This is a genomic window from Mycobacterium sp. (genome assembly GCF_052143115.1).
In the GTDB taxonomy this organism is placed as follows: Bacteria; Actinomycetota; Actinomycetes; order Mycobacteriales; family Mycobacteriaceae; genus Mycobacterium.
This window is the reverse complement of record NZ_JBKQTQ010000243.1, coordinates 1-26,517: the sequence shown is the minus strand read 5'-3', so window position 1 is coordinate 26,517 and position 26,517 is coordinate 1. Positions and strand designations below refer to the sequence as shown.

The 26,517-nt window shown below is 65.3% G+C and carries 22 protein-coding genes and 4 pseudogenes; 13 read left to right on the top strand and 13 right to left on the bottom strand.

The features are described 5' to 3' along the window. Nucleotides 1-384 precede the first annotated feature (384 nt). The gene (locus ACLQI9_RS23930; protein ID WP_442392294.1) at nucleotides 385-978 is read left to right on the top strand and encodes a TetR/AcrR family transcriptional regulator; all 594 of its coding nucleotides are present in this window, start codon (nucleotides 385-387) and stop codon (nucleotides 976-978) included. A 67-nt stretch (nucleotides 979-1,045) separates the two neighbouring features. On the opposite strand, the gene ACLQI9_RS23925 is transcribed toward ACLQI9_RS23930, so the two are convergent. Further along, entirely contained in the window at nucleotides 1,046-1,384 is a 339-nt protein-coding gene (locus ACLQI9_RS23925; RefSeq protein ID WP_442392293.1) for a YidH family protein, read from the bottom strand. A 398-nt stretch (nucleotides 1,385-1,782) separates the two neighbouring features. Between ACLQI9_RS23925 and ACLQI9_RS23920 the strand changes: the two genes are divergently transcribed. After that, nucleotides 1,783-2,217 carry a CAP domain-containing protein gene (locus ACLQI9_RS23920; protein ID WP_442392292.1) on the top strand — a complete coding sequence of 145 codons (435 nt, stop codon included), beginning with the start codon at nucleotides 1,783-1,785 and terminating at the stop codon, nucleotides 2,215-2,217. A 16-nt stretch (nucleotides 2,218-2,233) separates the two neighbouring features. After that, entirely contained in the window at nucleotides 2,234-2,425 is a 192-nt protein-coding gene (locus ACLQI9_RS23915; protein WP_442375897.1) for a hypothetical protein, read from the top strand. A 156-nt stretch (nucleotides 2,426-2,581) separates the two neighbouring features. Here the strand turns inward: ACLQI9_RS23915 and ACLQI9_RS23910 are convergent, their stop codons facing one another. After that, nucleotides 2,582-3,160 (bottom strand): zeta toxin family protein, encoded by a 579-nt coding sequence (locus tag ACLQI9_RS23910; protein ID WP_442375898.1) that lies wholly within the window; start codon nucleotides 3,158-3,160, stop codon nucleotides 2,582-2,584. Beyond that, nucleotides 3,157-3,588 (bottom strand): TA system antitoxin ParD family protein, encoded by a 432-nt coding sequence (locus ACLQI9_RS23905; protein ID WP_442375899.1) that lies wholly within the window; start codon nucleotides 3,586-3,588, stop codon nucleotides 3,157-3,159. The genes ACLQI9_RS23910 and ACLQI9_RS23905 overlap by 4 nt, the downstream gene beginning before the upstream one ends. A gap of 386 nt (nucleotides 3,589-3,974) precedes the next feature. On the opposite strand from ACLQI9_RS23905, the gene recC reads away from it, so the two are divergent. The 4 genes and pseudogenes from recC to ACLQI9_RS23885 all read left to right on the top strand — a co-directional run. Beyond that, a complete protein-coding gene (recC, locus tag ACLQI9_RS23900) occupies nucleotides 3,975-7,265 on the top strand; it encodes an exodeoxyribonuclease V subunit gamma (RefSeq protein WP_442392291.1) in 3,291 nt (1,096 codons plus the stop codon). After that, nucleotides 7,265-10,540 (top strand): exodeoxyribonuclease V subunit beta, encoded by a 3,276-nt coding sequence (recB, locus tag ACLQI9_RS23895; RefSeq protein ID WP_442392295.1) that lies wholly within the window; start codon nucleotides 7,265-7,267, stop codon nucleotides 10,538-10,540. The genes recC and recB overlap by 1 nt, the downstream gene beginning before the upstream one ends. Continuing rightward, nucleotides 10,537-12,270, top strand: coding sequence for an exodeoxyribonuclease V subunit alpha (recD, locus tag ACLQI9_RS23890; protein WP_442392290.1), 1,734 nt, complete (start codon nucleotides 10,537-10,539; stop codon nucleotides 12,268-12,270). Before recB ends, recD begins: the two co-directional genes overlap by 4 nt. Before the next feature lie 482 nt (nucleotides 12,271-12,752). After that, nucleotides 12,753-12,998, top strand: a pseudogene (locus ACLQI9_RS23885) (GMC oxidoreductase); the annotation flags it as partial. Here the strand turns inward: ACLQI9_RS23885 and ACLQI9_RS23880 are convergent. After that, a complete protein-coding gene (locus ACLQI9_RS23880; RefSeq protein ID WP_442382278.1) occupies nucleotides 12,995-14,395 on the bottom strand; it encodes a xylulokinase in 1,401 nt (466 codons plus the stop codon). The pseudogene ACLQI9_RS23885 and the gene ACLQI9_RS23880 sit on opposite strands and share 4 nt — an antisense overlap. Before the next feature lie 9 nt (nucleotides 14,396-14,404). Then, a complete protein-coding gene (locus ACLQI9_RS23875) occupies nucleotides 14,405-15,166 on the bottom strand; it encodes an alpha/beta hydrolase family protein (RefSeq protein WP_442382279.1) in 762 nt (253 codons plus the stop codon). Nucleotides 15,167-15,571: 405 nt separating this feature from the next. Between ACLQI9_RS23875 and ACLQI9_RS23870 the strand changes: the two are divergent. Continuing rightward, a pseudogene (locus ACLQI9_RS23870) lies at nucleotides 15,572-17,263 on the top strand (NERD domain-containing protein). Nucleotides 17,264-17,530: 267 nt separating this feature from the next. Here ACLQI9_RS23870 and ACLQI9_RS23865 read toward each other — a convergent pair. Beyond that, entirely contained in the window at nucleotides 17,531-18,064 is a 534-nt protein-coding gene (locus ACLQI9_RS23865) for a permease (RefSeq protein WP_442382280.1), read from the bottom strand. A gap of 167 nt (nucleotides 18,065-18,231) precedes the next feature. On the opposite strand from ACLQI9_RS23865, the gene ACLQI9_RS23860 reads away from it, so the two are divergent. Then, complete coding sequence (locus tag ACLQI9_RS23860) at nucleotides 18,232-18,450, top strand: hypothetical protein (protein ID WP_442392289.1); 219 nt, start codon at nucleotides 18,232-18,234, stop codon at nucleotides 18,448-18,450. A gap of 225 nt (nucleotides 18,451-18,675) precedes the next feature. Here the strand turns inward: ACLQI9_RS23860 and ACLQI9_RS23855 are convergent, their stop codons facing one another. Continuing rightward, the gene (locus tag ACLQI9_RS23855) at nucleotides 18,676-19,320 is read right to left on the bottom strand and encodes a TIGR03085 family metal-binding protein (protein ID WP_424395890.1); all 645 of its coding nucleotides are present in this window, start codon (nucleotides 19,318-19,320) and stop codon (nucleotides 18,676-18,678) included. Nucleotides 19,321-19,444: 124 nt separating this feature from the next. Beyond that, a pseudogene (locus ACLQI9_RS23850) lies at nucleotides 19,445-20,275 on the bottom strand (IS256 family transposase); the annotation flags it as partial. A gap of 107 nt (nucleotides 20,276-20,382) precedes the next feature. Here ACLQI9_RS23850 and tnpA point away from each other — a divergent pair. Together tnpA and ACLQI9_RS23840 are read left to right on the top strand one after the other, a co-directional pair. Beyond that, entirely contained in the window at nucleotides 20,383-20,793 is a 411-nt protein-coding gene (gene tnpA / locus ACLQI9_RS23845; RefSeq protein WP_442382282.1) for an IS200/IS605 family transposase, read from the top strand. Beyond that, entirely contained in the window at nucleotides 20,790-21,971 is a 1,182-nt protein-coding gene (locus tag ACLQI9_RS23840; protein WP_442382283.1) for an RNA-guided endonuclease InsQ/TnpB family protein, read from the top strand. The genes tnpA and ACLQI9_RS23840 overlap by 4 nt, the downstream gene beginning before the upstream one ends. A gap of 42 nt (nucleotides 21,972-22,013) precedes the next feature. Here the strand turns inward: ACLQI9_RS23840 and ACLQI9_RS23835 are convergent, their stop codons facing one another. The 5 genes and pseudogenes from ACLQI9_RS23835 to ACLQI9_RS23815 all read right to left on the bottom strand — a co-directional run bounded on the left by ACLQI9_RS23835 (nucleotide 22,014) and on the right by ACLQI9_RS23815 (nucleotide 24,991). After that, entirely contained in the window at nucleotides 22,014-22,853 is an 840-nt protein-coding gene (locus ACLQI9_RS23835; RefSeq protein ID WP_442382284.1) for a class II glutamine amidotransferase, read from the bottom strand. Between the two features lie 65 nt (nucleotides 22,854-22,918). After that, nucleotides 22,919-23,092, bottom strand: a pseudogene (locus ACLQI9_RS23830) (putative zinc-binding metallopeptidase); the annotation flags it as partial. Between the two features lie 342 nt (nucleotides 23,093-23,434). Beyond that, complete coding sequence (locus ACLQI9_RS23825) at nucleotides 23,435-24,061, bottom strand: DUF2867 domain-containing protein (RefSeq protein WP_442382285.1); 627 nt, start codon at nucleotides 24,059-24,061, stop codon at nucleotides 23,435-23,437. Nucleotides 24,062-24,119: 58 nt separating this feature from the next. Beyond that, entirely contained in the window at nucleotides 24,120-24,617 is a 498-nt protein-coding gene (locus ACLQI9_RS23820; RefSeq protein ID WP_442382286.1) for a tautomerase family protein, read from the bottom strand. Between the two features lie 20 nt (nucleotides 24,618-24,637). Beyond that, nucleotides 24,638-24,991 (bottom strand): antibiotic biosynthesis monooxygenase, encoded by a 354-nt coding sequence (locus ACLQI9_RS23815; RefSeq protein WP_442382287.1) that lies wholly within the window; start codon nucleotides 24,989-24,991, stop codon nucleotides 24,638-24,640. Between the two features lie 126 nt (nucleotides 24,992-25,117). Here ACLQI9_RS23815 and ACLQI9_RS23810 point away from each other — a divergent pair, with 126 nt between their 5' ends. Continuing rightward, nucleotides 25,118-25,666 (top strand): TetR/AcrR family transcriptional regulator, encoded by a 549-nt coding sequence (locus tag ACLQI9_RS23810; protein WP_442382288.1) that lies wholly within the window; start codon nucleotides 25,118-25,120, stop codon nucleotides 25,664-25,666. A 467-nt stretch (nucleotides 25,667-26,133) separates the two neighbouring features. Beyond that, on the top strand, nucleotides 26,134-26,370 hold the full coding sequence (locus tag ACLQI9_RS23805; RefSeq protein WP_442392288.1) for a type II toxin-antitoxin system Phd/YefM family antitoxin: 237 nt from the start codon (nucleotides 26,134-26,136) through the stop codon (nucleotides 26,368-26,370). The last annotated feature ends 147 nt before the right edge of the window (nucleotides 26,371-26,517 follow it).

Here is a 26,517-nt window from a genome sequence, read left to right as displayed (position 1 = left end):
GCGCGATCCCCAACACCCGGCTAGTCGACGGCCTCGAAGGACCATAGAGCCACGGCGTCGACGAGGCGACCACCACACCATTTTCAGCCCGGAACGGGCGTCCCACCACGGACACTTTGGCTAGTCGCCTGGTGTGCACGTCGACTTCAAGGCTGAAGACGTACCAGCACGCCCCGTTCCCGATTGACTAATGAGTAAGTTACCATGGAGTCAATTCATTGCTTCGGTCCACCGTCGGCTACGCCCACCCAACCAGGTCACAAGGGCAGAGTCGGCGGAAGAATCGGGGTGATCGAATCGCAGGTGGGAGGTTTGCGGGTGGATCGGCGAGCGAAGCTCGCGCGGCGTGAACCTGCTGGCGCTGCGCCTCAAATGTCATCGGCAGTGCCCGCCGGCACGAAGGGAGTGCCCCGCGCCGAACGTGAACAGCAGATCCTCGACGTTGCCGCCGCGGAGTTCGGTCGCCGCGGCTACGCGGCGATTTCCGTGCTCGACGTGGCGCAGGCGGCGGGGATCTCCAAACCGCTTATCTACGGGTATTTCATCTCCAAAGAGGGGTTGTATTGCGCGTGTGTCGACCGGGCGGGGCAGGTTATCACCACCGCCATCGCACGAGTCCTCGACAACCCCGTCGACGCGGTGAGTACTGCCGAGGCCACCTTGCGAGCGATCTTTACCGCACTCGAACCCCGTCCGCACGACTGGAACGTGCTCTACGACCGCAGCCTGCCCCCCGGCAGTCGCGCGTTCGGTGCGGCGAAAAAATACCGCACGATGATCGCCGCCCAAGCCACGCAAGGCGTAACAGCCGTGCTGCGCTCGATTGACCTAATCGATCCATTGGATCAATCTGCGGTAGCCGAGATCTGGATGAGTGCAGTATCGGCACTGATCGACTGGTGGCTCAAACACCCAGACCAGACTGCCCAGCAGATGACCCACAGGTGCCACCGCATCTTGGCCGCATTCAACCCCTGACTTCCATGCGGCGACAGTCAATCTGGTCACGCCGCCCGCGCGCAGCCGCACATCAAAACGAGAAGCGCTACAGCCTCCAGATCACTACAACGAGTGCGAGGATACCCAGGCCGGCGATCAAGCCGGCCATGATTGCGGATATCGAGTACGGCATGGGTCCGACCTCCGCCGCTAGTGTCTTCATCTCCTGGCGATGCTGAAACCAGGCCAATGTCAGGCCGGTAAGGCCAACGAGGATCATGACCACCCCGACGACCCAGGGACTAACGATCGGTGCGCGACGGTGCTCCTCCGTCCCTAGATACTGGAAAAACTTGAATATCGTGAAACCAAAAGCGATCAACGACGTACAGGTGCGGATCCACGCCATCAGCGTTCGTTCGCTAGCCAGACGTGTGCGTTCCACGGCCAGCCGAGTAGATGCGTCTAGCGGTCGATCTGCCACGATCCCTCTTCAACTTCTGCATTTAGGCGGCTGTGAACCCTGCCCGGGACTCACCAGCCAGCTACTCACCAAACCACGGACTACCAAATACCGGATGATCGCCACCACGATAGCCACCACCAGTGTTTCCAACGGGACCCCCAGCCAGCATCCATCGGGCCGTGCGCTGGACCCGATTAGACGCAGCCGCTGACGTTGACCGATTGTAGGGAAAACCCTGATTTCTCCACCGCGTTTGCGGCCATAGCATCGCGACAGTCGACAGCAACTACGTCACCGGCTGGTCTTCGGAGGAGACGTCATGACCAGAAGACGTAGACCTGCCTCTCTAGCCATCACGGCTGGCTTGACTAGTGTCTTTGACGCTGGCCACCAGCGTTGCGGCGCCGATCGCGCATGCCGATCCACTCGACGCGATCCGCGGCGCTGTCAACGGCGCGCGCGCCCAATCGGCCTGTCCAGCGCTAACGTATTCAGGCCAACTTGAAGCCGCCGCGCAGCAGATGGCGAGGGGAGCACCCGACGCCTATTTGCACGTCTACCCGCACAGCTACAAGGGCCTCACGAGCGGGAATCTGGTTCGCGACGATCCCACAGACAAGGCGACATCCGAGCTCGTAGAGCAGGAGAGGATCCCCATCCATGACTGCGCGAATAAGGACTTCGGCGTGGGCATGTTCCGTGACTCAGGGGCCGACCAGAGCGTCGTCACCGTCGTGCTGGGTAAGCCGGCGCCGCCGCCAGCCCCCCGGCTCCAGTGGCTCCGGCGCCTTTTCAAGGGCTTGTCACCGTGATTGGCGGGATGCGGATGTGTTCAACATCGCACACAACGACGTTCCGGATCCCGCAACCGGCGTCCGCGGTGCCAAGATCGGCACGTTGAAGAATGGCTCACAGGTCTACTCGGGTGTGCCATGCAAGAACGGCTGGTGCCAAGTGAATTCGTCTGTGATCCAGGGCGGCAACGGCTTCGTCGAGCAGGCGCACTTGAAGTTCCCATAAGTCCGACCTCGAGGGGCGAACCCGCCGACCGTGTTGGTCAGTGTCGCTTCGGGCGCGCCGGTCAAGTTCCTTAACGATGTCCTCACGTAGCCTGTTGTCTGTCAACGGGTTCGGCGGTTGGGAGCCGCACAGCATCGGCGTCAATTGCGCAAAGGGTCATGTATTCCAACCTGATTGCAGGACGCGAGGGGTCCATGCCGGCCAGGCCGGCGAGCCGATGACGTAGCCATCGTTCATCTGGGCGACGATGCGGGGGCCTTTGAGCCCGCTGTTGTCGTACACGGTCGCGGAATCACATCGGGTGATCTCGGCGGCGACGAGCGCCCAAAGACGTTGGTACCGTTCGCGAATCTTGTCCTCGGGCACATCGTGACCGCCGGCGCTGACCCGGTGCCGGACCCGCTCTACCGCCAGCTCCTCAGGGATGAGCAGGACATGCAGGACGATCGTGTAGTCCGCAGTGCGGGCGGCATCGATCAGTTCGAGCTTTGACGGATGGGAGAACACGCTTTCCGCGATGAACGACTTGCCCAGCTCGATGAGCTTGGCCCTTGTAGCTGCTGCCACCCGTGCGGCCTGATACGCATGCGAGGCCGGGTCATCGGGCCAGCGTTGTTTGGCGATCTCGTCGGCGTTGACGAAGGCGCTGCCAGGCAGCAGCCGCGCCAGCGTGAGTTCGACGAACGTCGACTTGCCAGCACCATTGGGTCCGACGACGAGATCGAGCCGCTTCATCGGGTGGGCGTGACGTTCACCTTCCTGCGTCGTGGCGGTCGGCGTTTCACGGTCAGCACGACCGAGGTCCCATCAGGGCGGTGCTCGACGATCTCACCCTCCTCGTTGAGGGCGACGGTGGTGATTCCGCGCTCGGCCAGCAGCTTCCCGTAATTCGACTCCGCCAGCTTCTCCTGGACAGCCGCGGCAATCTCAGCGTTGAACACCACGCCCTCTTCGACGCTCAGTTCGCCCAATTCCAGATCGCCGGCCAGCGCGGACTCCACCCGCCGCCGAGCCGCCGTCTGCTGACTCGACACCGCGCGTCCCACCCGCGCCCAGTGGTCCAGCTGCTGCTTGGCCGAGCGACTCTGTCGCGCTCCCTCAACGGCCGCGCTGTCCAGCAAGTCCGCGGCGACACGGGTCACTCGATCAGCGGTACTCGCCATGATGCCTCCACGTGTAGCAACCTGCTACAACTGTAACAGACTGCTACACGGTACGCCGCTCACCGAACCACCTTCAAGCGTCGTCCGGACCATTTCTTCGAAACCGCAGCTCGCTGATCGCGACGATTGCCACTGCAGGCAGGGTACCGACGGCGAAAATTGCGAACTCCCAAACCCACCCGATCGCTTTATCTGGCGTGCTTCTCCGCCGCGTATCGCACGGCCTCGACGAACGTCGGCGTCAGACCTGGCGACGCTGTCTGGCTGGTCATGGCCCTCCCTTCTGGCGATGGGCCGCTCATCCTCACTCTGGCACACATGTCCGACATTTTGGGTCTGCCCGAACTGCCCATCGGTGTCGGTGTCGGCGTCTATGGTGGCCCGCGATGGCGCTTCATCTGCACCGTGCCGAGCGCACCGATCTGCTGGCCGACGCGCTCGGCACCCTGCTGGCCGACCCGCTGCCCGACCCGTTCGCCGAGGAGCTGGTGCTGGTACCCGCGCGCGGCGTCGAGCGGTGGCTGAGCCAGCGGCTCTCCCATGTCCTCGGGCGTGGTCGTGCCAGTGATGGTGTGTGCGCGGGAGTGGCCTTCCGCAGCCCGGGCTCGCTGATCGCCGAGATCACCGGCACGGTCGACGACGATCCGTGGTCCCCGGAGGCGATGACGTGGCCGCTGCTCGAGGTGATCGACGGCTCACTGGATAAGCCGTGGTACCGTACGCTGGCAACACATTTAGGCCATTTCGAGAGGACTGAGGCGGAGGCCGAGTTGCGCCGCGGCCGGCGGTATTCGGTGGCGCGTCGCCTGGCCGGGCTGTTCGCCTCGTACGCCCGGCAGCGTCCGCAGCTGCTGGTCGACTGGCTGGACGGCCGTGCACCAGACCTGGACACCGACCTGGCCTGGCAGCCGGAATTGTGGCGGGCGCTGGTGGCCAAGATCCGCGCCGATCCCCCGCACATCCGGCACGAAAAAACGATCGCCCGGCTTCGGGAGGGCCTCACTGACCTGCCAGCAAGGCTGTCGCTATTCGGGCACACCCGGCTGGCCTGCACAGAGGTGGAGTTACTCGACGCGCTGGCCACTCACCACGATCTGCACCTGTGGCTGCCACACCCCAGCGACGACCTGTGGCAGGCACTCGCCGACATCCACGGCGCGGTAGCCCGCGTCAAGGACACCAGTCGGAAGGCAGCCCATCACCCGCTGCTGGAAACGCTGGGCCGCGATCTACGCGAGCTGCAACGCGGACTGCCGGCCAAGCCCGCCACCGACGAATACCTCACCGGCGCAACTAAACCCGGCACACTGCTGGGCTGGCTGCAGTCTGACATTGCCGCCAACGCGGTCAGGCCTAAAGGCCGCGCGTTGCCCGATAGCGACCGATCCGTTCAGGTGCACAGCTGCCACGGCCCGGCGCGGCAGATCGACGTCCTGCGCGAGGTGCTACTCAGCCTTCTGGCCGACGACCCAACGCTGGAGCCGCGCGACATCGTAGTCATGTGTCCCGACATCGAGACCTACGCGCCGCTGATCGTCGCCGACTTTGGACTCGGTGAACAGGCCGGCGACACGCATCCCGCACACCGGCTACGCGTCAAGCTGGCCGATCGCGCGCTAACCCAGACCAATCAGCTTCTCGGTGTGGCCACGGAACTGCTCGCCATCGCCGGTAGTCGCGTCACCGCCAGCCAGGTGCTCAACCTCGCCCAAGCCGCGCCGGTACGAGCCCGCTTCGGGTTCACCGACGACCATCTCGACACCATCACCGACTGGGTGCGCGAGTCGAATATCCGGTGGGGCTTCGACGCCGAGCACCGCCAGCCATACGGGCTCGATCACATCTTGCACAACACCTGGCAATTCGGCGTCGACCGCATCCTGACCGGAGTGGCGATGTCGGATGACTCCCAAGCGTGGCTGGACACCGCGCTGCCGCTCGACGACGTCGGCAGCAACCGAATCGAGTTGGCCGGTCGGCTCGCCGAGTTCGTCGCCCGGCTACAGTCCGCGGCAGATGCCCTCACCGGAACGCGCCCACTCAGCGACTGGATCGAAGCACTCACCGACAGCGTCGCACAGCTGACCCGGGTCGGGCCCAACGACGCCTGGCAAGAGGGCCAACTGCAGCGAGAATTCTCAGAAGTGTTGACTCAGGCCGGTTCTCACACTGATACGGAGCTCCGGTTGCCGGATGTGCGCGCCTTGCTGAGCGGGCATCTGGCCGGGCGACCCACCCGAGCCAACTTCCGTACCGGCACGCTCACGGTCTGCACGATGGTGCCGATGCGCTCGGTTCCGCACCGCGTGATCTGTCTGGTCGGCCTCGATGACGGGGTCTTTCCCCGGATCGACGTTGTCGACGGAGACGACGCGCTCGCCCGTTGCCCAATGACCGGCGAACGCGACATCCGTTCGGAAGACCGGCAATTGCTGCTCGACGCGGTATGCGCCGCTGGCGAAACGCTGGTGATCACCTACACCGGCTCCGACGAGCACACCGGGCATCCACGGCCTCCCGCGGTGCCGCTGGCCGAGCTGCTCGACGCGCTGGACCAGACGACGGAATCGCCTGTACGTCAACGCATCGTCACCCATCACCCGCTGCAGCCGTTCGACCGCAAGAACGTCACGCCCGGCGCGCTCGGCGTACCCGGCAAGCCGTTCACCTTCGACCCGACCGCGCTCGCCGCGGCAGAAGCCGCCGCAGGTAAGCGCACCGAGCCCCCGGAGTTCTTCACGACCCCGCTGCCGCCGCCGGCCGGAGATATCGAACTTGCCAATCTCCTGGCGTTTTTCAAGCACCCGGTCAAGGGCTTCTTCAAAGCGCTGGACTACACGCTGCCCTGGGATGTCGATAGCGTCGAAGACGCCATGCCCGTGGAGATCGACAACTTGGAGCAGTGGATCGTCGGCGATCGGATGCTGCACGACATGTTGCGCGGTATGCATCCCGAGGCCGCCGCACACGCCGAGTGGCGACGCGGCACGCTGCCTCCCGGGCGGATCGGCATGCGGGTTGCGTGTGACATCCGCGACTCGGCGCGCCAGCTCGCTGAGGCGGCATTGGAGCATCGGCAGGTCGACCCGGCCGCCTATGACGTCGACGTCGATCTCGGCGGTGGTCGGCGATTGACTGGCACGGTTTCGCCGGTGTTCGGTGCGCGCACGGTGTCGGTGACGTATTCGAAGCTCGCTGCGACGCACGTGCTGCATGCGTGGATTGCGCTGGTGGCGTTGGCGGCACAGCAGCCCAAAACTGAGTGGACCGCGCTATGCATCGGACGTGGCAAGAGCCGCAACCGGATCGCCACGCGGCTCTTCCAGGCCCCCCGCAAGCCGCTCGACGTGCTTAAAGACCTGGTGGCGCTCTACGACACGGGCCGTCGGGAACCACTCACCTTGCCGTTGAAGACGTCGTGTGCGTGGGCCGAAGCCCGCCGCGACGATGACGATCCAGTCGAAGCGGCGCAAGACAAGTGGAAGACCAGCAGCTTCCACGCCGGCGAAAACGACGAGCCTGCGCACTGCAAGGTCTGGGGCAGAAACGCGCCGCTGGAGAAGCTCCTCGGTGAACCACGCCCCGGCGAGGAAGTCAGCGGAGAGGACACCAGGCTGGGTGCGTTGGCCATGCGGCTGTGGCTGCCACTGCTGACCGACGAAAGGTCGGCGTGGTGATGCAACGGTTCGACCTGCTCGGTCCGCTGCCCGCCGAACATTCCACCACGGTTTTAGAGGCCAGCGCAGGAACCGGAAAAACGTTCGCACTGGCTGGCCTGGCCACCCGCTACTTGGCCGAAGGCAAAGCCTCCCTTGACCAAATGCTGATGATCACCTTCGGGCGGGTGGCCAGCCGCGAGCTGCGGGAGCGGGTGCGCGGCCAGATCGTCGGCGCGTTGGCGGTCCTCGAGGGTCGCCGTGAGCCGGGCAACGACCTGGAAGTGCACCTGCTTAATACCACCGAGGAGGTTGGTCTCAAACAACGAGGACGGCTGCGTGATGCATTGGCCGGCTTCGACGAAGCGACAATCATCACCATCCACCAGTTCTGTTCGCTGGTATTGAAATCGCTTGGCGTGGCCGGTGATACGGATGCCGGTGTCGCTCTGGTGGAGAATCTGGACGATCTGGTGGGCGAGATCGTCGACGACCGCTACCTCGCGCACTTCGGACAGCAAGAGGCCGCCCCGGCGTTGACTCGCAAGGACGCGTTCACGATGGCCAAGGCGGTTGTCGGCGACCCGTGCGCTGGGCTGCGGCCCGAGGAACCAGACCCGGATTCCGCCGCGGACGTGCGGCTGCGGTTCGCGCGGGATGTCCTCGACGAAGTCGACCGCCGCAAACGTCGTGAAAGCATTCTTGGATACGACGACCTGCTTGACCGGCTCGCCAAAGCCCTTGCCCCACAAGACTCACCGGCCGGTCAACGGATGAAGCAGCACTGGCGTGTGGTGCTGGTCGACGAGTTCCAGGACACCGACCCGATCCAGTGGAAGGTGATCGAGAAGGCGTTTAGCGGCCACTCCACATTGATCCTGATCGGCGACCCGAAGCAGGCGGTCTATGGATTCCGCGGCGGAGACATCCACACCTACCTGAAGGCGGCCCGCGGCGCCGACGACCAGCGCACCCTCGGAACCAACTGGCGCAGCGACAAGGTGTTGGTACAGAGCCTGCAAACGGTGATGGGCGGCGCCGAACTCGGACATCCCGACATCGTGGTGTACGACGTCGATGCTGAGCACGACGGACATCGACTGGCCGGGGCGCCGCACAACGAGCCGTTCCGGCTGCGGGTGGTCAAACGACCCACGGTCGGCTGCCTCGACACCGATAACGTGCCGATCGATCGGTTGCGCAACCACATTCCCGCGGACCTGGCCGCTGACATCGGCGGGCTAGTCAACAGCGGCGCTACCTACGCCGGCAAGCGGGTGCAGGCTGGCGACATCGCGATCATCGTCGAGCAGCACCAGGATGCCCGTGCGTGTCGTGACGCGTTGGCGCAGGCCGGTATCCCGGTGGTCTATACCGGCGACAGCGACGTCTTCGACTCGCAAGCGGCCAAAGACTGGCTGTGTCTGCTGGAGGCGTTCGACCAGACGCATCGCAGCGGGCTGGTACGCGCGGCGGCGTGCACGATGTTCTTCGGTGAGACCGCGGAAACGCTTGTTGCCGAGGGTGACACGCTTACCGATCGGGTCGCAATGACGCTGCGTGAGTGGGCCGATCACGCCCGGTTACGCGGGGTGAGCGCGGTGTTCGAGGCCGCGAAAGTGCAGGGCATGGGCCGCCGCGTGCTCAGCCAACACGGCGGTGCGCGGCACATGACCGACCTCGCGCATATCACGCAGCTGCTGCAGGAAACCGCCCACCAGGAGCGGTTAGGTCTGCCGGCTCTGCGGGACTGGCTGCGCCGGCAGTGCGATGAACGCAACGGCGCAACCGAGCGCAGACGCCGCCTCGACAGCGATGCAGCCGCCGTGCAGATCATGACGGTGTTTGTGGCCAAGGGGCTGCAGTTTCCGATCGTGTATCTGCCGTTTGCGTTCAACCGCTACGTCCGAACTGACGACATCCTGCTTTACCACGAGGAGGATGAGACCCGGTGCCTGTATATCGGCGGCAAGAGGGGCCCGAACCGCCGCCAGGTCGAGGAGTTGAATCGGCAGGAAGCCGCCCGCGACAACATCCGGCTGACCTATGTCGCCCTGACGCGGGCGCAGTCGCAGGTGGTGGCGTGGTGGGCACCGACCCGCGATGAGGTCAACGGCGGTTTGTCGCGGCTGCTGCGCGAGCGTCAAGCCGGTGACGCCGAAGTGCCCTTCCATTGCGAGCCCAACATTTCCGACGACGATGCGTGGGCGGTGTTCAAGCGCTGGGAGTCGGCGGGCGGCCTGGTGGTTGAGGATTCGGTGATCGAGGTAGCAACGACCGGTCGCGCCGAGTTGCCGTTGGGGCACTTCGATGTCCGTCACTTCCACCGGTCGATAGACACGACCTGGCGTCGCACCTCGTATTCGGCGCTCATCCGCAGCGCCGACGATGTCGGTGTGACGAGCGAGCCGGAAGTCAGCGCACGCGATGACGAGACCGAGGTGGTCGCCGTCGCGGAGGCTCCGGTGGTGGGCGCGGACGTACGGTCGCCAATGGGCGACCTGCCGGGCGGGGCCGCGTTCGGATCGCTGGTGCACGCGGTGCTGGAGACCGCCGACCCGTCGGCCGCCGAACTCGCCCGCGAGCTCGAGGAGCAGGTGGGGGCGCATATGGGTTGGTGGCCGGTTGACGTCGACGCGGCGGTGCTGGCTTCTGCGATGATCCCGATGCATGACACCCCGCTGGGCCCGCTGGCGTCCGGGTTGACGCTGCGCCAGATCGGTCCGCGGGACAGGTTGCGGGAGTTGGACTTCGAGATCCCGTTGGCCGGCGGCGACATCCGCGGTGACGTCCCGGACATCCGGCTCTTGGATGTGGGGGACTTGTTGCGGTCCTATCTGCCCGCCGATGACCCGGTGGCGCCGTTGGCCGACCGGCTGACGTCGCAGGGGTTGGGTGGGCAGCCGCTGCGCGGTTATCTGTCAGGCTCGATCGACGTCGTCTTGCGGTTGTCGACGCAGCGCTATCTGGTGGTCGACTACAAAACAAATTACTTGGGCGACTCCGCGGCCGATTACAGCCCCGATCGGTTGCGTGAGGCGATGCTGCACTCCGACTATCCACTGCAGGCATTGTTGTATGTGGCTGTGCTGCATCGGTTTCTGCGCTGGCGCCAGCCCGACTACGACCCTGCACGGCATCTGGGCGGTGTGTTGTACCTGTTCGTTCGCGGCATGTGCGGGCCGTCGACGCCGGAAATCGACGGGCAGCCGTGCGGGGTGTTCAGCTGGGCGCCGCCGGTTGATCTGGTGGTGGCATTGTCGGATCTGCTCGACGAAGGACGGCCGGCGGCATGACGGTGGCTGATGTCGAAGTGGCCGTCGGCGCAACGGGTGTGCTGCGGGAGTTCAACGAAGCCGGCGTGCTGGACATCGCCGATGTACATGTTGCCCAACGGTTGACCGCGTTGAGCGCCGAGCCTGACGAGTCGGTGGCGCTGGCGGTGGCGCTGGCAGTGCGGGCGCTGCGCGGTGGTTCGGTATGCGTCGATCTGCAGACGGTGGCCTCCGACTCCGATTGTCCCGAGCTTCCGTGGCCCGAGCCCGCGTCGTGGCTGGCGGCCGTGCGCGCGTCAACGCTGGCTAGTGAACCGCCAGTGCTGCGGCTTTACGGCGATCGGCTGCTCTACCTCGATCGCTACTGGCGCGAGGAGCAGCAGGTGTGCGCTGATCTGCTCGCGCTGTCGGTATCCGGAGGGAGAACCGACCTGCCCGCATACAAGCGACTTTTCCCGCCGGGTTTTGACGAGCAGCGCGAAGCGACGGAAATCGCGCTGTCGCAAGCGGTTACCGTGCTGACTGGTGGACCTGGCACCGGCAAGACCACCACGGTCGCCCGGTTGCTGGCGTTGATGGTCGAGCAGGCGGAGCAGAGGGGCGCGCCGCGGCCCCGGATCGCGTTGGCGGCGCCCACCGGTAAGGCGGCTGCGCGGCTGGGCGAGGCGGTGGCCACCGAGGTCGCCAAGCTCGATACGGTGGACCAAGCCCGGCTGACCGGCCTGCAGGCGACGACCCTGCACCGGCTGCTCGGCAGTCGCCCCGATACGTCAGTGCGGTTCAAGCACAATCGCGGCAACAGGCTGCCGCACGACGTGATCGTCGTCGACGAGACGTCGATGGTGTCGCTGACGATGATGGCCCGGCTGCTCGAAGCCGTGCGACCGACTACCCGGCTGATTTTGGTGGGCGACCCCGACCAGCTGGCCTCGGTGGAAGCCGGTGCGGTGCTTGCCGATCTGGTCGACGGCCTCTCAGCACGCCAGGATGTGCGGGTAGCCGCACTGCGCACCTCGCGCCGCTTCGGCGAATCGATCGGTGCCCTGGCCGACGCCATCCGGGTCGGCGACGGCGACCGGGCGGTCGAGCTGCTGCGGGCCGGTGGCGAGCACATCGAGTGGGTCGACGACGAGGACCCGACCGAGCAATTGCGTGCCGTGCTGCTTCCCCATGCGCTACGGGTACGGGAAGCCGCGGTGCTTGGGGCCGGGCCGATGGCGTTGAGGACGCTCGACGAGCATCGGCTGCTCTGCGCGCACCGCGACGGGCCCTACGGGGTTGCGCATTGGAACCGGCAGGTGCAGCGCTGGCTCACCGAGGAGACCGGCGAACCGGTGTGGTCACCGTGGTACGCCGGGCGGCCGTTGTTGGCGACCGCCAATGACTACGGGCTGGGCATCTACAACGGTGACACCGGTGTTGTCGTCGTTCGCGATGACGGCTTGCGGGCCGTGATCGCCGGGTCGGCCGGGCCGTTGGACTTCGCGACCAGCCGGCTCTCCGACGTCCAGACCATGTATGCCATGACGATTCACAAGAGCCAGGGCAGCCAGGCCGACGAGGTGACGGTGCTGATGCCGCCCCAGGATTCGCGCTTGCTGACCCGCGAGCTGTTCTACACGGCGGTGACCCGGGCCAAAGAGAAGGTTCGAGTGGTCGGGTCTGTGGATGCGCTTCGAGCTGCGCTTGCACGCAGAGCAGTTCGTGCGACCGGGCTGCGAAAGCGGCTGCGCGAGCAGATAACCACGTAAGAAAATGAACGTCGGTCATGACGTCACCTGAGTCCCCGTTCTTCGACATCCCCCGCGCTGAGCGGATCGCATCAAACCGGTCCGGATTCGCAGCGTGGGACGCCAGCCACGCCGGATTTGTCAACGCGACCATCGCGCCGAGCGGGCGCCGCTGCGCTTCTCGTACCTCCAGTCACACGAAGCGCGCCGACGCGCCGTCGAGTTCCCCTCGCAGCCGGCGGACTCATAATCCGTTGGTCGCGGGTTCGAGCCCCGCCCGCCCCACCGAATAAGACCTGGTCATGGCCGGTTGCAGCGACGTGAATCAGCTTTTCGAGGGTTTTGTCGCGGCGCGCGGCGGGATGGTGGCGGCGAGTCGGCGCACTAGCTAAGTCGGCTACGAACAGGACGTAACCTCCGATTGCCGGCCCACGACGATCTTGAACGTCGTCTAATCGCAGCGAGGCGCGACCTAACCCCTACCCCGGGTCGATCGCACAACCCCCGGCGCCGACGACGACGCCCTTCGTAACTTCGCGAAGGCCGCGTACCAGTCGTATTTCCACCCCGTGGGAACATGCGCGATGGGCGACACGAACATGTCGGTTGTCGACAACGAATTACGGGTGCATGGCATCGGCGGCCTGCGGGTCGCCGATGGGTCCGTCATGCCGTCGATCCCGTCGGCCAACACGGCCGCGACGGTCTACGCGATCGCCGAGCGGGCCGCGGAGCTGATCGGCGGTTAATGCCGTGCGCCTTCGGTCAGGTCGCGCACTTGCGCATAGCGTTCCAGCACGGCCGGTGCCGGGTCGGCGGTGTACTCGTCGGTCGGCGGCGGCTTCCAGGCGGGTGGTCGGGGCGATCCGCTTAACGCCCAGGCCGCCTGGCGTGCCGCGCCCAGTGCGACGTACTCCGCGGGGCTGGGCGCCAGCACCGGCATCCCGAACACCGAGGGTGCTATCTCGCGAAGTGCCCGCGATCGGGCGCCGCCGCCGACCAGCAGAACCCGGCGTGCAACGATGCCATGCCCGGTGAGTTGTGCAAGGCCGTCGGCTAGCGCGCACAGCAGCCCTTCCACCGCGGCGCGGGCCAGGTTGGCCGACGTCGCATTCGATACCCTCAGGCCGTGCAACGCGCCAGTCGCGTTGGGACGGTTGGGAGTTCGTTCACCTTCCAAATACGGCACCAGCACCAGGCCTTCGCTGCCCGGCGGTGCCGACAACGCAAGTCGGGACAGCTCGTCGTGATCGACCCGCAGCATTGCGGCGGCCGCATCGATTACTCGCGCGCCGTTGAGCGTGCACACCAGCGGCAGGTAGTTCCCGGTGCCGTCGGCGAATCCGGCTACGAAACCGCTATCGTCGCGGACCGGGTAGGCGGTGACCGCGGCCACGACCCCCGACGTTCCGACCGAGACGATCACATCGCCCTCTTCGGCGCCGAGGCCGAGCGCCGCGGCCGCGTTGTCGCCGAGGCCGGCCCCGAATATCGTTCCGCTGCTGATGCTTTGGTCCGACGGGCCGAGCACGGTTGGCACATCGGGCCGGCGACCACGCATGGCCAGCTCGAGGAGGTCGAAACGGTAGCCGTCGCTTGTGGCGTCGTAGTAACCGGTGCCACTGGCGTCGCTGCGATCGGTGGTCAGCGCCGCGATCCCGGTGTCGCCGCGCAACCGCCACGTCAGCCAATCGTGCGGTAGGCAGACAGCCGCAGTGCGATCGGCAAGGTGCGGCTCGTTATCGGCGAGCCATCGCAGCTTCGACACGGTGATCGCGGCGAGCGGCACGACACCGACGGCCTGCGCCCACGCGCGTGTTCCGCCGAGCTCGTCGACAAGCGCGAGCGCGGCGTCGGCCGAACGCACGTCGTTCCACAGCAGCGCGGGCCGCACCAGCTGACCGCACGCGTCGAGGCATACCATGCCGTGTTGCTGCGCTCCGACCGCAATCGCGTCGACGTCATCGAACCCACCCGCGGATGCGATCGCGTCCATTGCGGCCGATTCCCATGCTGCCGGGGCGATTTCGGTGCCGTCCGGGTGGCCCGCGCGCCCCTCGCGGACCACAGCGCCTGTGTCGGCATCACACACCACGACCTTGCACGCTTGCGTGGACGAATCGATGCCGGCGACCAGCACAGTCACTCGTCGTCCCTACGGATCGCCGAGGTATGCGTCGGCCCAGGCGCCGATGATCCGTCCCGCCCGATGGGCTTGGCCGCGGGCGGTGAGCAGGTGATCGGAGCCCTCGAGCGAGACGAAGCTGCGCGGGTGGCGGGCCAAGCGGAAGATCTCGCTCGCGTTCTCGATGCCGACCGTGTTGTCGGTGGGCGAGTGCAGGATCAACAGCGGCAGGCGCAAGCCCTTGATTTTGTCGTGCAGGTGAGCGGCACGGACATCCTCGACGAATGCCCGCTTCAGGGTCAGCGTGCGCCCACCAACCATCCACTCGGCACTGCCCTCCGATAAACAGCGGTCGACCACTGCGTCGTAATGCTTCTCGACGTGGCGGGGGTCAACCGGCGCCGCCACCGTGACAACCGACCGCACGCCTGGCGAGTGCCGCGCCGCGGCGAGCACGGCCGCGCCGCCCCACGAGTGCCCGACTAGGATGTCGGCCGGGGTCGCGCGGTCGGCCATGAACTCGCATGCCTTGACGATGTCGTCGACCTTGACGGTGAACGACCCGTCACCCCAGTCTCCCTCTGATCCACCGAGACCCAGCGCATCGAAGCGCAGCATGCCGATGCCGTCCGCGGTCAGCTGCTTGCAGATCCGGGCCGCGGCAGGGCAGTCCTTACCGAGCGTGAAGCCGTGCGCAAACACGCCCCAGCCGCGCACCGCCCTTTCCGGCACCTCGATGGTCCCGGCCAGATTCGGGCCCGTGGAGCTTTTGAATGTGACATGTTCGCCCATGGTGGAGATCTAACCTGCCGTGGATGGTGCGCGTAAGGTCTTGCGGCCAAAGGTGGCACCTGCGGCTCTTGGAGCCGACGACGGGAATCGAACCCGCGTTGTCAAGCTGCGAGATGAAGTCGTACTGGTCGGCATGAGCCGGACCCGACAACGCCACGGCTCCGCATGTTGCGAGCAATCCCGCAATAACCCCACGTCCGCGCATGATCTCCCCCTCATATCGCGCTGAGGAGCAAACAATACGACCGGCCACCGACAAGAAATCGCGACAGCGGTTAGGCCACGTGCTGTCCGCCCGACGTAGTTCAATCGTGCGGTGGGGATAACCGAGGAGCCGACAGCGGCCAGTGCCGACCAGGCAGAGCAAGTCGAGCAGCTGTGCGGCGTTGTGGCAGGGCTGCTGCCGTGACCATCGCTGCCGACGAAACCCCCCGCCTTGCCAACGCCGCCGAGCGCAATGTTTACCAAACCCTGCTGGAACAGCTTCAACCAAACGACCGGGTGGTTCCCGGCCAGCGTGTCACCGATCACCTCAAGGACCATGAGGTGGACTTCGTCGTGGCGATCGAGGGCGCCGGCATTGTCTGTCTGGAGGTCAAGGGCGGCGATGTGTGGCACGACGTTGACACGTGGTGGCAGCGGCGACGCGGCCATGAGCACAGGATCGATCCGGTCCGTCAGGCCCGCGAAGCCTGCTATGCGCTGCGCGAATTCATTGAGAAGGACGACCGCTGGACTCAGGGCCGGCTGCGCTGGGACCACGTGGTTGTCCTGCCGAACGCCGAGATCGCCGACGATTTCGCGTTGCCGGAGTGCCCGCGGTGAAAGGTCATCGACCGCAACAACCTCCCGACGCTCGTCGACAAGCTCAAACACGTCCTCGTCCAACAGGAGTTGGACCGCCCGTTGCTAACTTTGCAGGGCATCGATCAGCTCTCAACGGCGTTGAGCGGCAGGGGATTGCCGCAACGAAGCGTGGTCGCTCGCGCGCTGGCCAGTCAGGACGCCGCCGACGCGCTCACCGAACATCAGGCCGTCATCCTCGACGCCATCCGACTGCTGAACCGCGTTGAGATCCGCGGGGGGGCGGGCAGCGGCAAGACCTTTCTCGCGGTGGAACAGGCCCGTCGGCTTTCCGCGCAGGGCCAGCGCGTGGCCCTGCTCTGCTACTCCCACGGCCTGGCCTCCTACCTGGAGCGCATCACCGCCAATTGGCGGCGCCGCCACCAACTGGCCTACGTCGGCGAGTTCCACGCCCTCGGCGTGCTGTGGGGAGCACCCGAAGGGCCCGACGAATCCGTGCGCACCGAGGAGGCCGTACAGTTCTGGGAACACGACCTGCCGCTTCAAATGGCTGATCTGGCAGCGCAACTCGACCCCGGTCACCGGTTCGATTCGATTGTCGTCGACGAGGCCCAGGATTTCGCCGACGCATGGTGGGACCCGCTGCTGGCGGCCCTGACGGACGACGAAACCGGTGGCCTTTACGTCTTCACCGACGAAGGTCAGCGCGTCTTCAGCCGGCACGGCTCCCCGCCAGTGCCCCTCGTGCCACTGGTCCTTGACCACAACCTTCGCAACACCCGCCAGATCGCCAACGCGTTCCAACCGCTCGTCGATCACCCGATGCGCTTCCTCGGCGGCGAAGGGCCCGCGGTGAAGTTCGTGGCCTGTTCGCAAGACGACGCGATGAACGCCGGCGACGACGAGGTCGAGCTGCTCCTGGAGCAGGGATGGCGCCCAGAAGACGTCGCGCTACTGACCACCGGCACCCGCCACCCCGAACAAAAGGAACGCCAGGCCGCCGGCAACGCCGCCTACTGGGACAGCTTCTGGGATGCCGACCAGGTTTTCTATGGCCACGTCCTCGGCTTCAAGGGGCTCGAACGACGTGCCGTCGTGCTCGTAGTCAACGAGGAGTCTGCGTTCGAACGCTCCCGCGAACGCCTCTACGTCGGCCTGTCCCGTGCCCGCGATGAACTCGTGGTGTGTGGCGACCCGGACTTCATCCGCCAAGTCGGCGGGCCGGATCTCGCCCGCCGTTTGAACCTTCCATCGGCCGCCACAAGGCAGCAGCGATGTCCGCCTCGCGGTTGAATCGCTGGCGAAATTCATGACCACCGGTGGGCGTGCGGTAACCGTATAAAGCTAAGAGCTCGCGGCGGGCGTCAACGACGAGGGGTTGGCATGAGCGGGTCGGTGGTCAACAGCCCCCCGTAGCACGGCCGTCGAAGCCCAAAGTTCAACCCGCCGTTCGCTTTTAATTCCGGTTGATTTCTATTCCGCTCGCGACAGCTGGGCACGTTGGGGACAACAAACATTCAACCCACCGTTCGGTGCGGTCGGCCCCGCTGCAGCGGGCGTCTACTGTGCGCGTGCCTCCGCAAGCTGACGTCCGCGACGTCGGTACTGAGTCGTCAACACGACCACCCCAACGAATACCAGCGCCGCGATGATCGCCCCGACCAGGGAGGCGCCGCGGAATCCGGGTGCCTCCACGTCCATGATCCTTTCACCCGCGTGCGCGGCGCTGTTGCCCCCGAACACGATGCTGAGCGTCATCAGATTCGGCAACGCGAACAGGAGCGCCAGAAGGGCCGCGATGCCGGCGATGACCCGCCCGCCGCGCTTGTGCCGAAACAGGATGGCAGGTAGGACCAGCAGCAACGGCAGCAGCGTGCACAGTCCGCCAAGGAACAGACCCCACGTAATACCCCGGGCGAAACCTCTATCGGACAGCTCGCCTATCCGCTCCGCCCACCAACGCGGGAGGAACGCCGCCAGAATGAAATACACGATGACGAGGACAGCGCCGAGGATCGCGAACATGATCACTCGCTTGAGCCAACTCGGCATTCCCGACTTCGAGGTCGTCGGTCGATCCTTAGAGTCGGTCACTAGGGCACCATCCTTGTTGCAGGCCTCGTGATGAGGTTCGTTGTTGAGATGGCGGGAACCGCGGTGACGTCACGGGCCAGCGCGACTTCGCTCTCACCCCGAACCGGTCGCGACACCGTCTGCTGCTCGGATCGCAGGCGTGCTCCAGTCTGGGTCGACGTCACGTCTTGCAGATCAACGAACGCGAACAGCCTGCCTACGCCAACGAGGATCCCGACGACTGGTGGATACGTGACATTGGCGTCCCAACGGACCACGAGGTCGCTGACCTTGCCGACGCGGCTTCCGGCGGCGTCGAGGACGCGACGGCCGAGCAGGTGGGCCAACGAGATCGTCTGGTCGGCGATAGTCCGACGAGCAGCGATCCGATCGTGCAAAGCGGCTGATACAGCCCCGCGGCGGGTGGCTCTGCGCTTATCAACTGTGGCCAATGTTGCCTCCCCGCGGTTCTCGGACGCTCCTGAAATGAGGGCGCAAAATTCACCAACGGTGCCCGCTATCCTCCCAGCACGCGCACGTCGCGGTGGATGTTTCGGTGGAAACGCGGACGCAATCCGGCCGACACCCTCAGAGATATTGTCAAGACCTCTGGATCGAAGCGGGCGATGGACTCACATGCCGAAGTGCGTTCGATGCACCGCCGCAACGGCCTCCGGTGGTCCGCTCACTTCGACCTGCGCTGCAGCTTGGCGCCCAAAGACGTATAGGAGGAGTTCGCCCGGCGGACCGCTGAGTCGAGCCGTCGGTTCGCCTGGTTGAACCGTCACCCGCTCGTCGGTTCCGGCCCGCTCAATCTCGAGCCCGCAAGCGTGAAGCCGCCGACTCAGGTAGTGGCTGCCGCGGCGAACGTTTCGCCACAAGGCAGCTTCCATTGCAGGCGTGAGGCTACGGGGCCCTTGTCTATTGGCTCTGCGAACGTCCTCGTGATGAACAAAGAACTCGTTTAGATTCGCCAAGGCGCGGACCCATCCGATGCGGAAGAACCCGATGGGTGGGCCGGACCGGATCCGCGCGACGAGCCACGTGAAGTCCTTGCTCTGGGCCAATCTGGCCCTGCGCCGCTCGGCGAACCGTTGGAAGGGATCAGGTAGAACGATGCAAGGGCCAGCAACGAGATCGCGTTCTCGCAACACGATGTGGGCGGCGAGATCGTGAGCAGTCCAGCCCTCGAGCAGTGTAGGAACGGAAGGGCCGAGTTCGTCGAGGAGATCACAGAGCTCAAGGCGCTCTTGCGTGTCTAGCGGAACATCAGCCATGTCGCCGGAGTCTACGGGGGCCTAAGGTGGCAGCTTGGGCGATGTTCGGCAGCATCGTGAGTGACGGAGGTCAAAGCGTGGCGGCGAAACAGACGGCGTTGCGGCCGTACAACTCGGCGCGAGTTCAGGCGGCTTCCCTCGCGGCTGATCCGGCAGGTTCGGTCGGGATGATTTCGGTGGGACGTTCCAGCAGTTTGCCCTTGTGGAAGGTGGCTCCGGCGCGGACGAGTGCGACCAGGTGTGGTGCGTTGACCGCGCGCCAGCGGGTCTGTGCGGCCTCGATCAGCTTGTAGGCCATCGCCAGCCCGGCTGAGCGCGATCCGGGCCCCTTGGTGACGTTCGTTCTCAAACGCACTGTGGCGAAAGTACTTTCGATCGGGTTAGTCGTCCTGAGGTGAATCCAGTGCTCGGCGGGATACTTGTAGAACTCGAGCAGCACGTCGGTGTCGTCGACGATCTTGGCGACCGCCTTCGGGTATTTGGCGCCGTAGTCGATCTCGAACGCTTTGATCGCGACCTGAGCCTTGTCGATATCCTCGGCGTTATAGATCTCCCTCAGCGCTGCCAATGCACCCGGATGTGCTGATTTCCGCAGCGCGGCAAGGACGTTGGCCTGCTTGTGCCACCAGCATCGCTGCTCTCGGGTTGCGGGGAACACCTCGCGCAACGCGGCACAGAACCCGAGCGCCCCGTCACCGACGGCCAGCACCGGCGCGGTCATCCCGCGCCGGCGACAATCGCGCAGCAGATCCGCCCAAGACTCGGTGGATTCGCGATAGCCGTCGGCGAGCGCCACGAGTTCCTTGCGACCATCGGTTCGCACCCCGATCATCACCAACAGACACAGCTTCTCCTGCTCGAGACGCACTTTCAGGTGGATGCCGTCCACCCACAGGTAGACATAGTCGGTTCCCGACGGATCACGAGTGGCGAAGGTGCGGGCTTCGTCCTGCCATCAGTGCGCCCCGAGGGGACCGGCGGCTTTAGCCGTCGGGGGAATCCGGGCAAGCGAACAGCGTCGGTTCGCGGGTTTTGTCGGTTCTGTCTCGTAGGGTGCGCGGTATGTCGGAGCGCCGGTTTCGCCGCAGCCCGGGTGGGGTCTGCTCGCTTGGGTTGCACCTGGTGTGGTGCCCGAAGTACCGGCGTCGGATTTTGGGTGGCCGCGTAGCGGCCCGTTGTGGCGAACTGCTGGAGCAGATCGCCAACGAGCACGGCCGGCAGATCGTGGCCAAGGAAGTCATGCCCGATCACGTGCACCTGTTCGTCTGCGTTGGCCCGACCGACGCGCCAGCGCAAGTGGTGCGGGCGTTCAAAGGCCGCACCGCGCGGGTGCTGCGCGCTGAGTTCCCGTACCTACGGAATCGGGCCAAGGTGTTGTGGTCGCCGTCGTACTTCGCCGCCTCGGTCGGCTACGTCTCGGAGTCGACGGTGCGTCGCTACATCGAACACCAGTGGGATGCGGTGGCGTCATGAGACGGGCGTACGTGTTCCGGTTGCGCCCGACCGCGCGGCAGCACGTGGCGTTGGCGGCGTGTGTGGAAGCGCATCGGGAGCTGTACAACGCGGCGTTACAGGAGCGCCGGGATGCGTGGTCGCACAGCAAGACCCGAATCAACTACGGCGACCAGTCGGCGCAGCTGACCGAGATCCGTTCGGCACGGACGGACCAAGCGGTGTGGTCGTTTTCCAGTCAGCAGGCCACGCTGCGTCGGCTGAATAAGGCGTTCGCGGGGTTCTTCCGCCGGGTCAAGCGCGGTGAGAAAGCGGGGTATCCGCGGTTTAAGAGTGCAGCCCGGTTCGATTCGGTGGAGTGGCCTAAAGATGGGGACGGCGCACGTTGGCTGCCTGAGCAGCGGCGGGTGTATCTGCAGGGCATCGGCCAGGTCAAGCTTCATCTGCACCGCCCGGTGGTGGGGCGGGTGAAGACGATCCAGATCAAGCGCGCCGGTCGGCGCTGGATGCTGGTGCTGTCGTGTGATGACGTCCCGATCAATCGGCTGCCGGCGACCGGCCGCCAGGTCGGCATCGATGTCGGCATCGTCAGTTTCGCCACCACCAGCGACGGGGCACACATCGACAATCCCCGCTGGGGACGCGCCGCGGCGGACCGGCTGGCCGGCGCGCAGCAGCGACTACAGCAAGCCAAGCGGCGATCGAAGAACCGGGACCGCAAGCGCGAGACCGTCGCTGCGCGGCATCGCAAGATCGCTAACCAGCGCAAGGATTTTCACCACAAACAAGCCTGCCACCTCGTCGCACGCTACGACCTTCTGGTGGTGGAGGACCTACAGATCGTCAACATGCTGCGGCGGGCTAAACCCGTCGCTGATCCCGACAACCCGGGGCAGTTCCTCGCGAACGGGGCAGCCGCCAAACGAGGCCTTTCAAGAAGTATCAGTGACGCCGGCTGGGGCCGGTTCGTCTCGATTCTGCGCGCCAAAGCGGAAGAAGCTGGGCGCACCTGGATTGAGGTGGATCCCCGGCACACCTCCGACCGCTGCGAGGCATGTGGATACGCAGCACCGGAGAACCGCGTCACCCAAGCGGAATTCGCCTGCCAAGCGTGTCGTCATGGACCGACGCAGGCCGACGAACACGCCGCACGCAACCTCCTACGGGCTGGACTGGCCCTTCACCCGCAAGCCGCGTGAAAAGAAGCCGACGGCTTCCCAGCCGTCGGAGAAGTCACACCATCAGGTCATGGCCGGGCTGATCGGCTGAAAGCCTTGTTCCTCAATGTCGTCGCCGATGACCAGCGCGCTCCCAGCGGGAACTTCTCGCCACATGCCGGGCAGGTCGACCAGTGGCTCGGAGACCACCGCGCGTGCCCCGTGGTTGAAATGCGAGAACCGCTCGTTTTCCGGATACAGCATCCGCAGCGACGTGGCGTCTTCGCTGACGAACAGGGTGTTGACCTCCGCGCCGCTGGCGTAGCGCACAGCGTAGAGGCGGTTGCCGTCGCTGACCCCAATCGTCATCTGCAGCGCGGGATCGGTTACGCCGGCCGCGGCGGCGGTCGCCTCCACGAAGCCTGCCATCCGCTCCAGCCCGGCGATCGGATCGTCGGCCAGACCGAAGGTCAACGCGAGATGGAAGAGCACCTCCGAATCGGTGGATCCGTCGATGTTGGTGAACAGGTCGCGGTGCACGGCCAACAGCAGCTCGCGGCGCAGCCGTTTGTAGTCAGCGACGTAGCCGTTGTGCACGAAAAGCCAATTGCGCCAGCGAAACGGGTGGCAGTTGGTCTGCTGCACTGGTGTTCCGGTTCCGGCCCGCACATGCGCCAGGAACAGTGGGCTGCGGATCTCGGCGGCAAGCTCGAGCAGGTTCTCATCGCCCCAGGCCGGAACGATGCTGCGAAACAGCGCCGGCTCGGAGCGGTGGTCATACCAGCCCAGCCCGGTCCCGTCGCCGTTGGGTATCGCCATGTTCGGGGCGTGCCGGCGGCTCTGCTCGATCAGCGACCGCTCAGGGTCGTGCAGCAGTTCCTTGGGCGCGATCGGGGCACCCAGGTATGCGACCCAACGACACACGGCATTCTCTTTTCACGACGCGTCGGTTTCATCGTGGCACGAGGACACCCTCCGGCGGGCCGGATTCAGCGCTGCGCCGCATGTTCCCGGGCAGTCTCACGAATCAGCCGGTGCACGAAACCCAGCTTGCGGATCACCGGCGGTGGGATCTCGAACGGGTACGGCGGTGGCTTGCACATCGAGGTGTTGACGTGATTGAAGAACAGCGACAACCACTTCCAGTCATAAAGCAGCCGCTGAGCTTCCCCTCGAATCGTGGAGGGTTTTTCTATGCTGGCCGGCTGGCCTCGTGTCATCCTCGCGTGACGAGCGGGGGACGGCAACGTAGGTTCTCGCCGAACTTGTCATCGATGTAAGTGAGTGAGCTGACTTGCCGGGGCGATTCACAAGAGCGGTCAACACCGTTGCCGCCGTCCGCGTTTCTGAAGATTGGTGTAGCGATAAGCCCCCGGTCACCGGGCAATTTTGCGGGCGGGTCTTACGCGAATCCGCGTGTCACGGCTGAAATTGGGAAAAGCTCGGCCGTTCGATGCTCGGATGAGCGGCCGGTGGGGTTCGGCGTGCGCGACGTAGAACGCGGCCTATTGAGGAACGCGTGTATTCCACGTTCGTTCGATCTGTCGCATGAGTGCTGGGTAAACAACCCAATATCGGAACAGCTTGATGAGCGCCATGTATGCCTTGCCGAGCGGGCCGCGTGGCTTGACGTAGACGGCCATCTGGCATTGGTAGCGACCTTCGCCCTGATCGACCCAGGCCAGGTGCATCACGCCGTGCACGGTCTGGTTCGACAGTTCCGCGGCAAATTCGACGTCGGTGCGATACAGCGGCGCGAAAGGCAGGAACCTGAACTTCAGATCGCCGGCCGTGTTGCGCAGATCGTCTGGCAGTCGGTCGGTCAGTGAGGTTTCGTTCGTACCCGGAATCGGCAGTTTGCCCGCGGCATCATCCGAATCGCTGTCGACCGGGGCCGAAATCCTGCCGAGGCCGAACCAACTGCCGAGGCGGTCGCGAGCACCCCAGAGGACGCGAGTGGGGAGGGACTCCGCGTTGGCCGGATCGGAGGAAGTCATCATTTCGAGCGCCGTTTGGAAGTCCTTGGCGCCACCATGCACGGGAAGGGCCCAGACATCTTCCAGAGTGAAGTCTGGTGCGATTTCGCGGATACGCCAAGGGTGAGATTCGTGTGCTGCGTTCGGAAGTCTCATTCGTAACCCTTCGGCTGTGCGCAGCTATCCAAACAACTTTCGACAGCAGGAGCTGGGATCAGGCGGGCGCAGCTTGCTCTTCGCGGCGGGCCGCCAGCACCCGTTGGGCATAGGACTGGCCTTTCTCTGGCGATCCGAGGACGAGCGCGGCGATGTCGCCTAGGCGCACGATCTGTCCGGCCCCGCCCCAGGTGCCGTCGGGGATCTCGGTGGGGAACACCCACACGATGTTTGGGTCGCGGGTGCGGCCCATCTGCTCCTCGGCGTCGAGCACAGCCTCGGTGGCATCGGCGAGAATCGCCGCACGGCGCTGGTCGTCATACTGTCCCTCAGGAACCTGCGGCACGAGTTTGTAGCGGGGCCGGTCCGCCGGTTTGCCGGCCACAAACACTCGGGCGGGCCGGTGAACCCAGACCCATGCCAGCTCCCTGGCCCGGGCGTTCTCCGGGTTGACGCCTTCATGGGTGAGCAGCAGGTCGGTGAGTCGGGCGACCAGATCGTCTTCGACTTCGGTGGTCAAAGCGCCGTCGGGGATGTAGACGTCGAGCATTGGCATGGTGGGCTCCTTCGCGTTGGTCAAACGGTTCTCTGTGGCTGGTGCGGTGCCGTAACGGAGCTCAATTCGTCGGGTTGCGATCGCTGTTCCTCCGGGGAAACGAGCCGAAGGATCTTGCGGGGGTGGGATTCCCGTTCGTCGTAGTCGAAGTCCACTCCGGCGGCTCGCGCGGTCGCGAACGACGCCGCCAGAGCTGTCTCGGACTCCCACTGACCGGTCGAGACCACCTCGTCGCCGGCGGCGGTCACCCAGAAGTCAACGGATAAACATCCCGGCGTCGGCCGCATGACGTCGACGGCCCGTTGAACACGCGCGATGAATTCTTGACGATCGCCGCGCCGCGGATAGTGGATCGCCACCATGCCGACCTTCATGCGGTTTCCCTTGTGGGCCTAAGTCTGAAAGGGCGGCTGCTCGCCCCCGAACTATACGGTACCGTATAGTTGAACCGTAGCACCATCAGCGGCGCTGTCAACCCCCGGACCTGATACTGATGAACCATGGTCGCCATCACCCGCACGCCGCGTAACGGCTGGATCGATGAGGGGCTGCGGGCGCTCGCCGCCGGCGGGCCAGACGCTGTTCGGGTCGAGGCCCTCGCGCGAACCCTTGGGGTGACCAAGGGCGGCTTCTACGGGCACTTCTCCGACCGGAGTGCGTTGCTCGCGGAGATGCTCGACTCCTGGGAGCGGATGAGCACCCGGGAGGTTATCGAGCGCGTCGAACGCGAGGGCGGCGACGCCAGGGTCAAGCTGCGCAAGGCGGGTGCGCTGACCTTCTCCCGAACGCTGTTGCCAATCGATCTCGCCGTGCGCGACTGGGCGCGGCGCGACCCCGCGGTTGCCAAGCGCTTGCGACGTGTCGACAACCAGCGCATGGAGTATCTGCGCGAGCTCTTCGGCACCTTCTGCTCCGACGAGGACGACATCGAGGCCCGGAGCATGCTTGCCTTCTCTTTGCTGATCGGCAACCATTTCATGGCCGCTGACCACGGTACCCGCAGTCGTGCCGAGGTCATCGACCTCGCCGCGAGACTGCTTGAGTCCTAGGCAGTCTCGCCGTACGGCCCTGATTATCGCGTGGAGAGGATGGCGGCGCCAGCTTGAGGCCAGACCTTTACGGTCGCTGGATTCCCCTTGATGTTGGCAGGCCGCGACCCGGTTTGGCCGACCTCCTCGGGTGAACCGTAGAACTTTGCATTCTTGGGTGCCGGCGCCTCGGCGCTACTGGGGCGGGTGAAGCCGTCGCAGCCGGGCTCGCGGCACCAACCATCAGCCATGGGGGTGATGTTGGTGCAGGCGACGCTTTCGGCGCTGTCACGGGTGCATCGGCTCACGTCGAGTATTTTGCACACGACTACTGACAAATGTGTCAAGCGGATGGCGAAGACGGCATCGGTGCTGGGTTCTTCGCTGAGTGCTACGCCACCGGCGCTCTAAGTGATGGCTACTCAGAATCTGTCACATGCGCCTGTTCAGGCAGGATTTGTCTGTCTCACCGGTGATACACTGCGGCTGTGGAGTCAGTAACCGTGCGCGACCTCCGTAATAGAGGAGGAGAAGTCCTGGACCGTGTGGAGCGCGGCGAACGTGTGATCGTCACCCGGGACGGGCGCGCGGTCGCCGAGTTGCGCCCGCTGCCACGCCGCAGCGCCAGAGCTGTCGAACTCATTGAGCGCAGGAAAGGGTTGCCTCGCGTTGAACCCGACGTGCTGCGACGTGACATCGACACCGTCATTGATCCAACGCTGTGACCCCTGAGCCGGCGTCGAGGGGGATGCTCGACACATCAACGGTGATCCTGCTTGGGCGCATCGACGACCCCGCAGATCTGCCCGACGAAGCCGTGATCAGCGCGATCACGTTGGCCGAGCTGTCGGTGGGGCCGCATGTCGCCCATA

What these genes read in the sequence shown, in the direction of transcription:
- ACLQI9_RS23905 (WP_442375899.1), bottom strand. Translation starts at nt 3,588, where the DNA reads ATGGCGAGTACCGCTGATCGAGTGACCCGTGTCGCCGCGGACTTGCTG.
- recD (WP_442392290.1), top strand. Translation starts at nt 10,537, where the DNA reads ATGACGGTGGCTGATGTCGAAGTGGCCGTCGGCGCAACGGGTGTGCTG.
- recC (WP_442392291.1), top strand. Translation starts at nt 3,975, where the DNA reads ATGGCGCTTCATCTGCACCGTGCCGAGCGCACCGATCTGCTGGCCGAC.
- ACLQI9_RS23840 (WP_442382283.1), top strand. Translation starts at nt 20,790, where the DNA reads ATGAGACGGGCGTACGTGTTCCGGTTGCGCCCGACCGCGCGGCAGCAC.
- ACLQI9_RS23875 (WP_442382279.1), bottom strand. Translation starts at nt 15,166, where the DNA reads ATGGGCGAACATGTCACATTCAAAAGCTCCACGGGCCCGAATCTGGCC.
- ACLQI9_RS23855 (WP_424395890.1), bottom strand. Translation starts at nt 19,320, where the DNA reads ATGGCTGATGTTCCGCTAGACACGCAAGAGCGCCTTGAGCTCTGTGAT.
- tnpA (WP_442382282.1), top strand. Translation starts at nt 20,383, where the DNA reads ATGTCGGAGCGCCGGTTTCGCCGCAGCCCGGGTGGGGTCTGCTCGCTT.
- ACLQI9_RS23815 (WP_442382287.1), bottom strand. Translation starts at nt 24,991, where the DNA reads ATGAAGGTCGGCATGGTGGCGATCCACTATCCGCGGCGCGGCGATCGT.
- ACLQI9_RS23820 (WP_442382286.1), bottom strand. Translation starts at nt 24,617, where the DNA reads ATGCCAATGCTCGACGTCTACATCCCCGACGGCGCTTTGACCACCGAA.
- ACLQI9_RS23825 (WP_442382285.1), bottom strand. Translation starts at nt 24,061, where the DNA reads ATGAGACTTCCGAACGCAGCACACGAATCTCACCCTTGGCGTATCCGC.
- recB (WP_442392295.1), top strand. Translation starts at nt 7,265, where the DNA reads ATGCAACGGTTCGACCTGCTCGGTCCGCTGCCCGCCGAACATTCCACC.
- ACLQI9_RS23910 (WP_442375898.1), bottom strand. Translation starts at nt 3,160, where the DNA reads ATGAAGCGGCTCGATCTCGTCGTCGGACCCAATGGTGCTGGCAAGTCG.
- ACLQI9_RS23810 (WP_442382288.1), top strand. Translation starts at nt 25,118, where the DNA reads ATGGTCGCCATCACCCGCACGCCGCGTAACGGCTGGATCGATGAGGGG.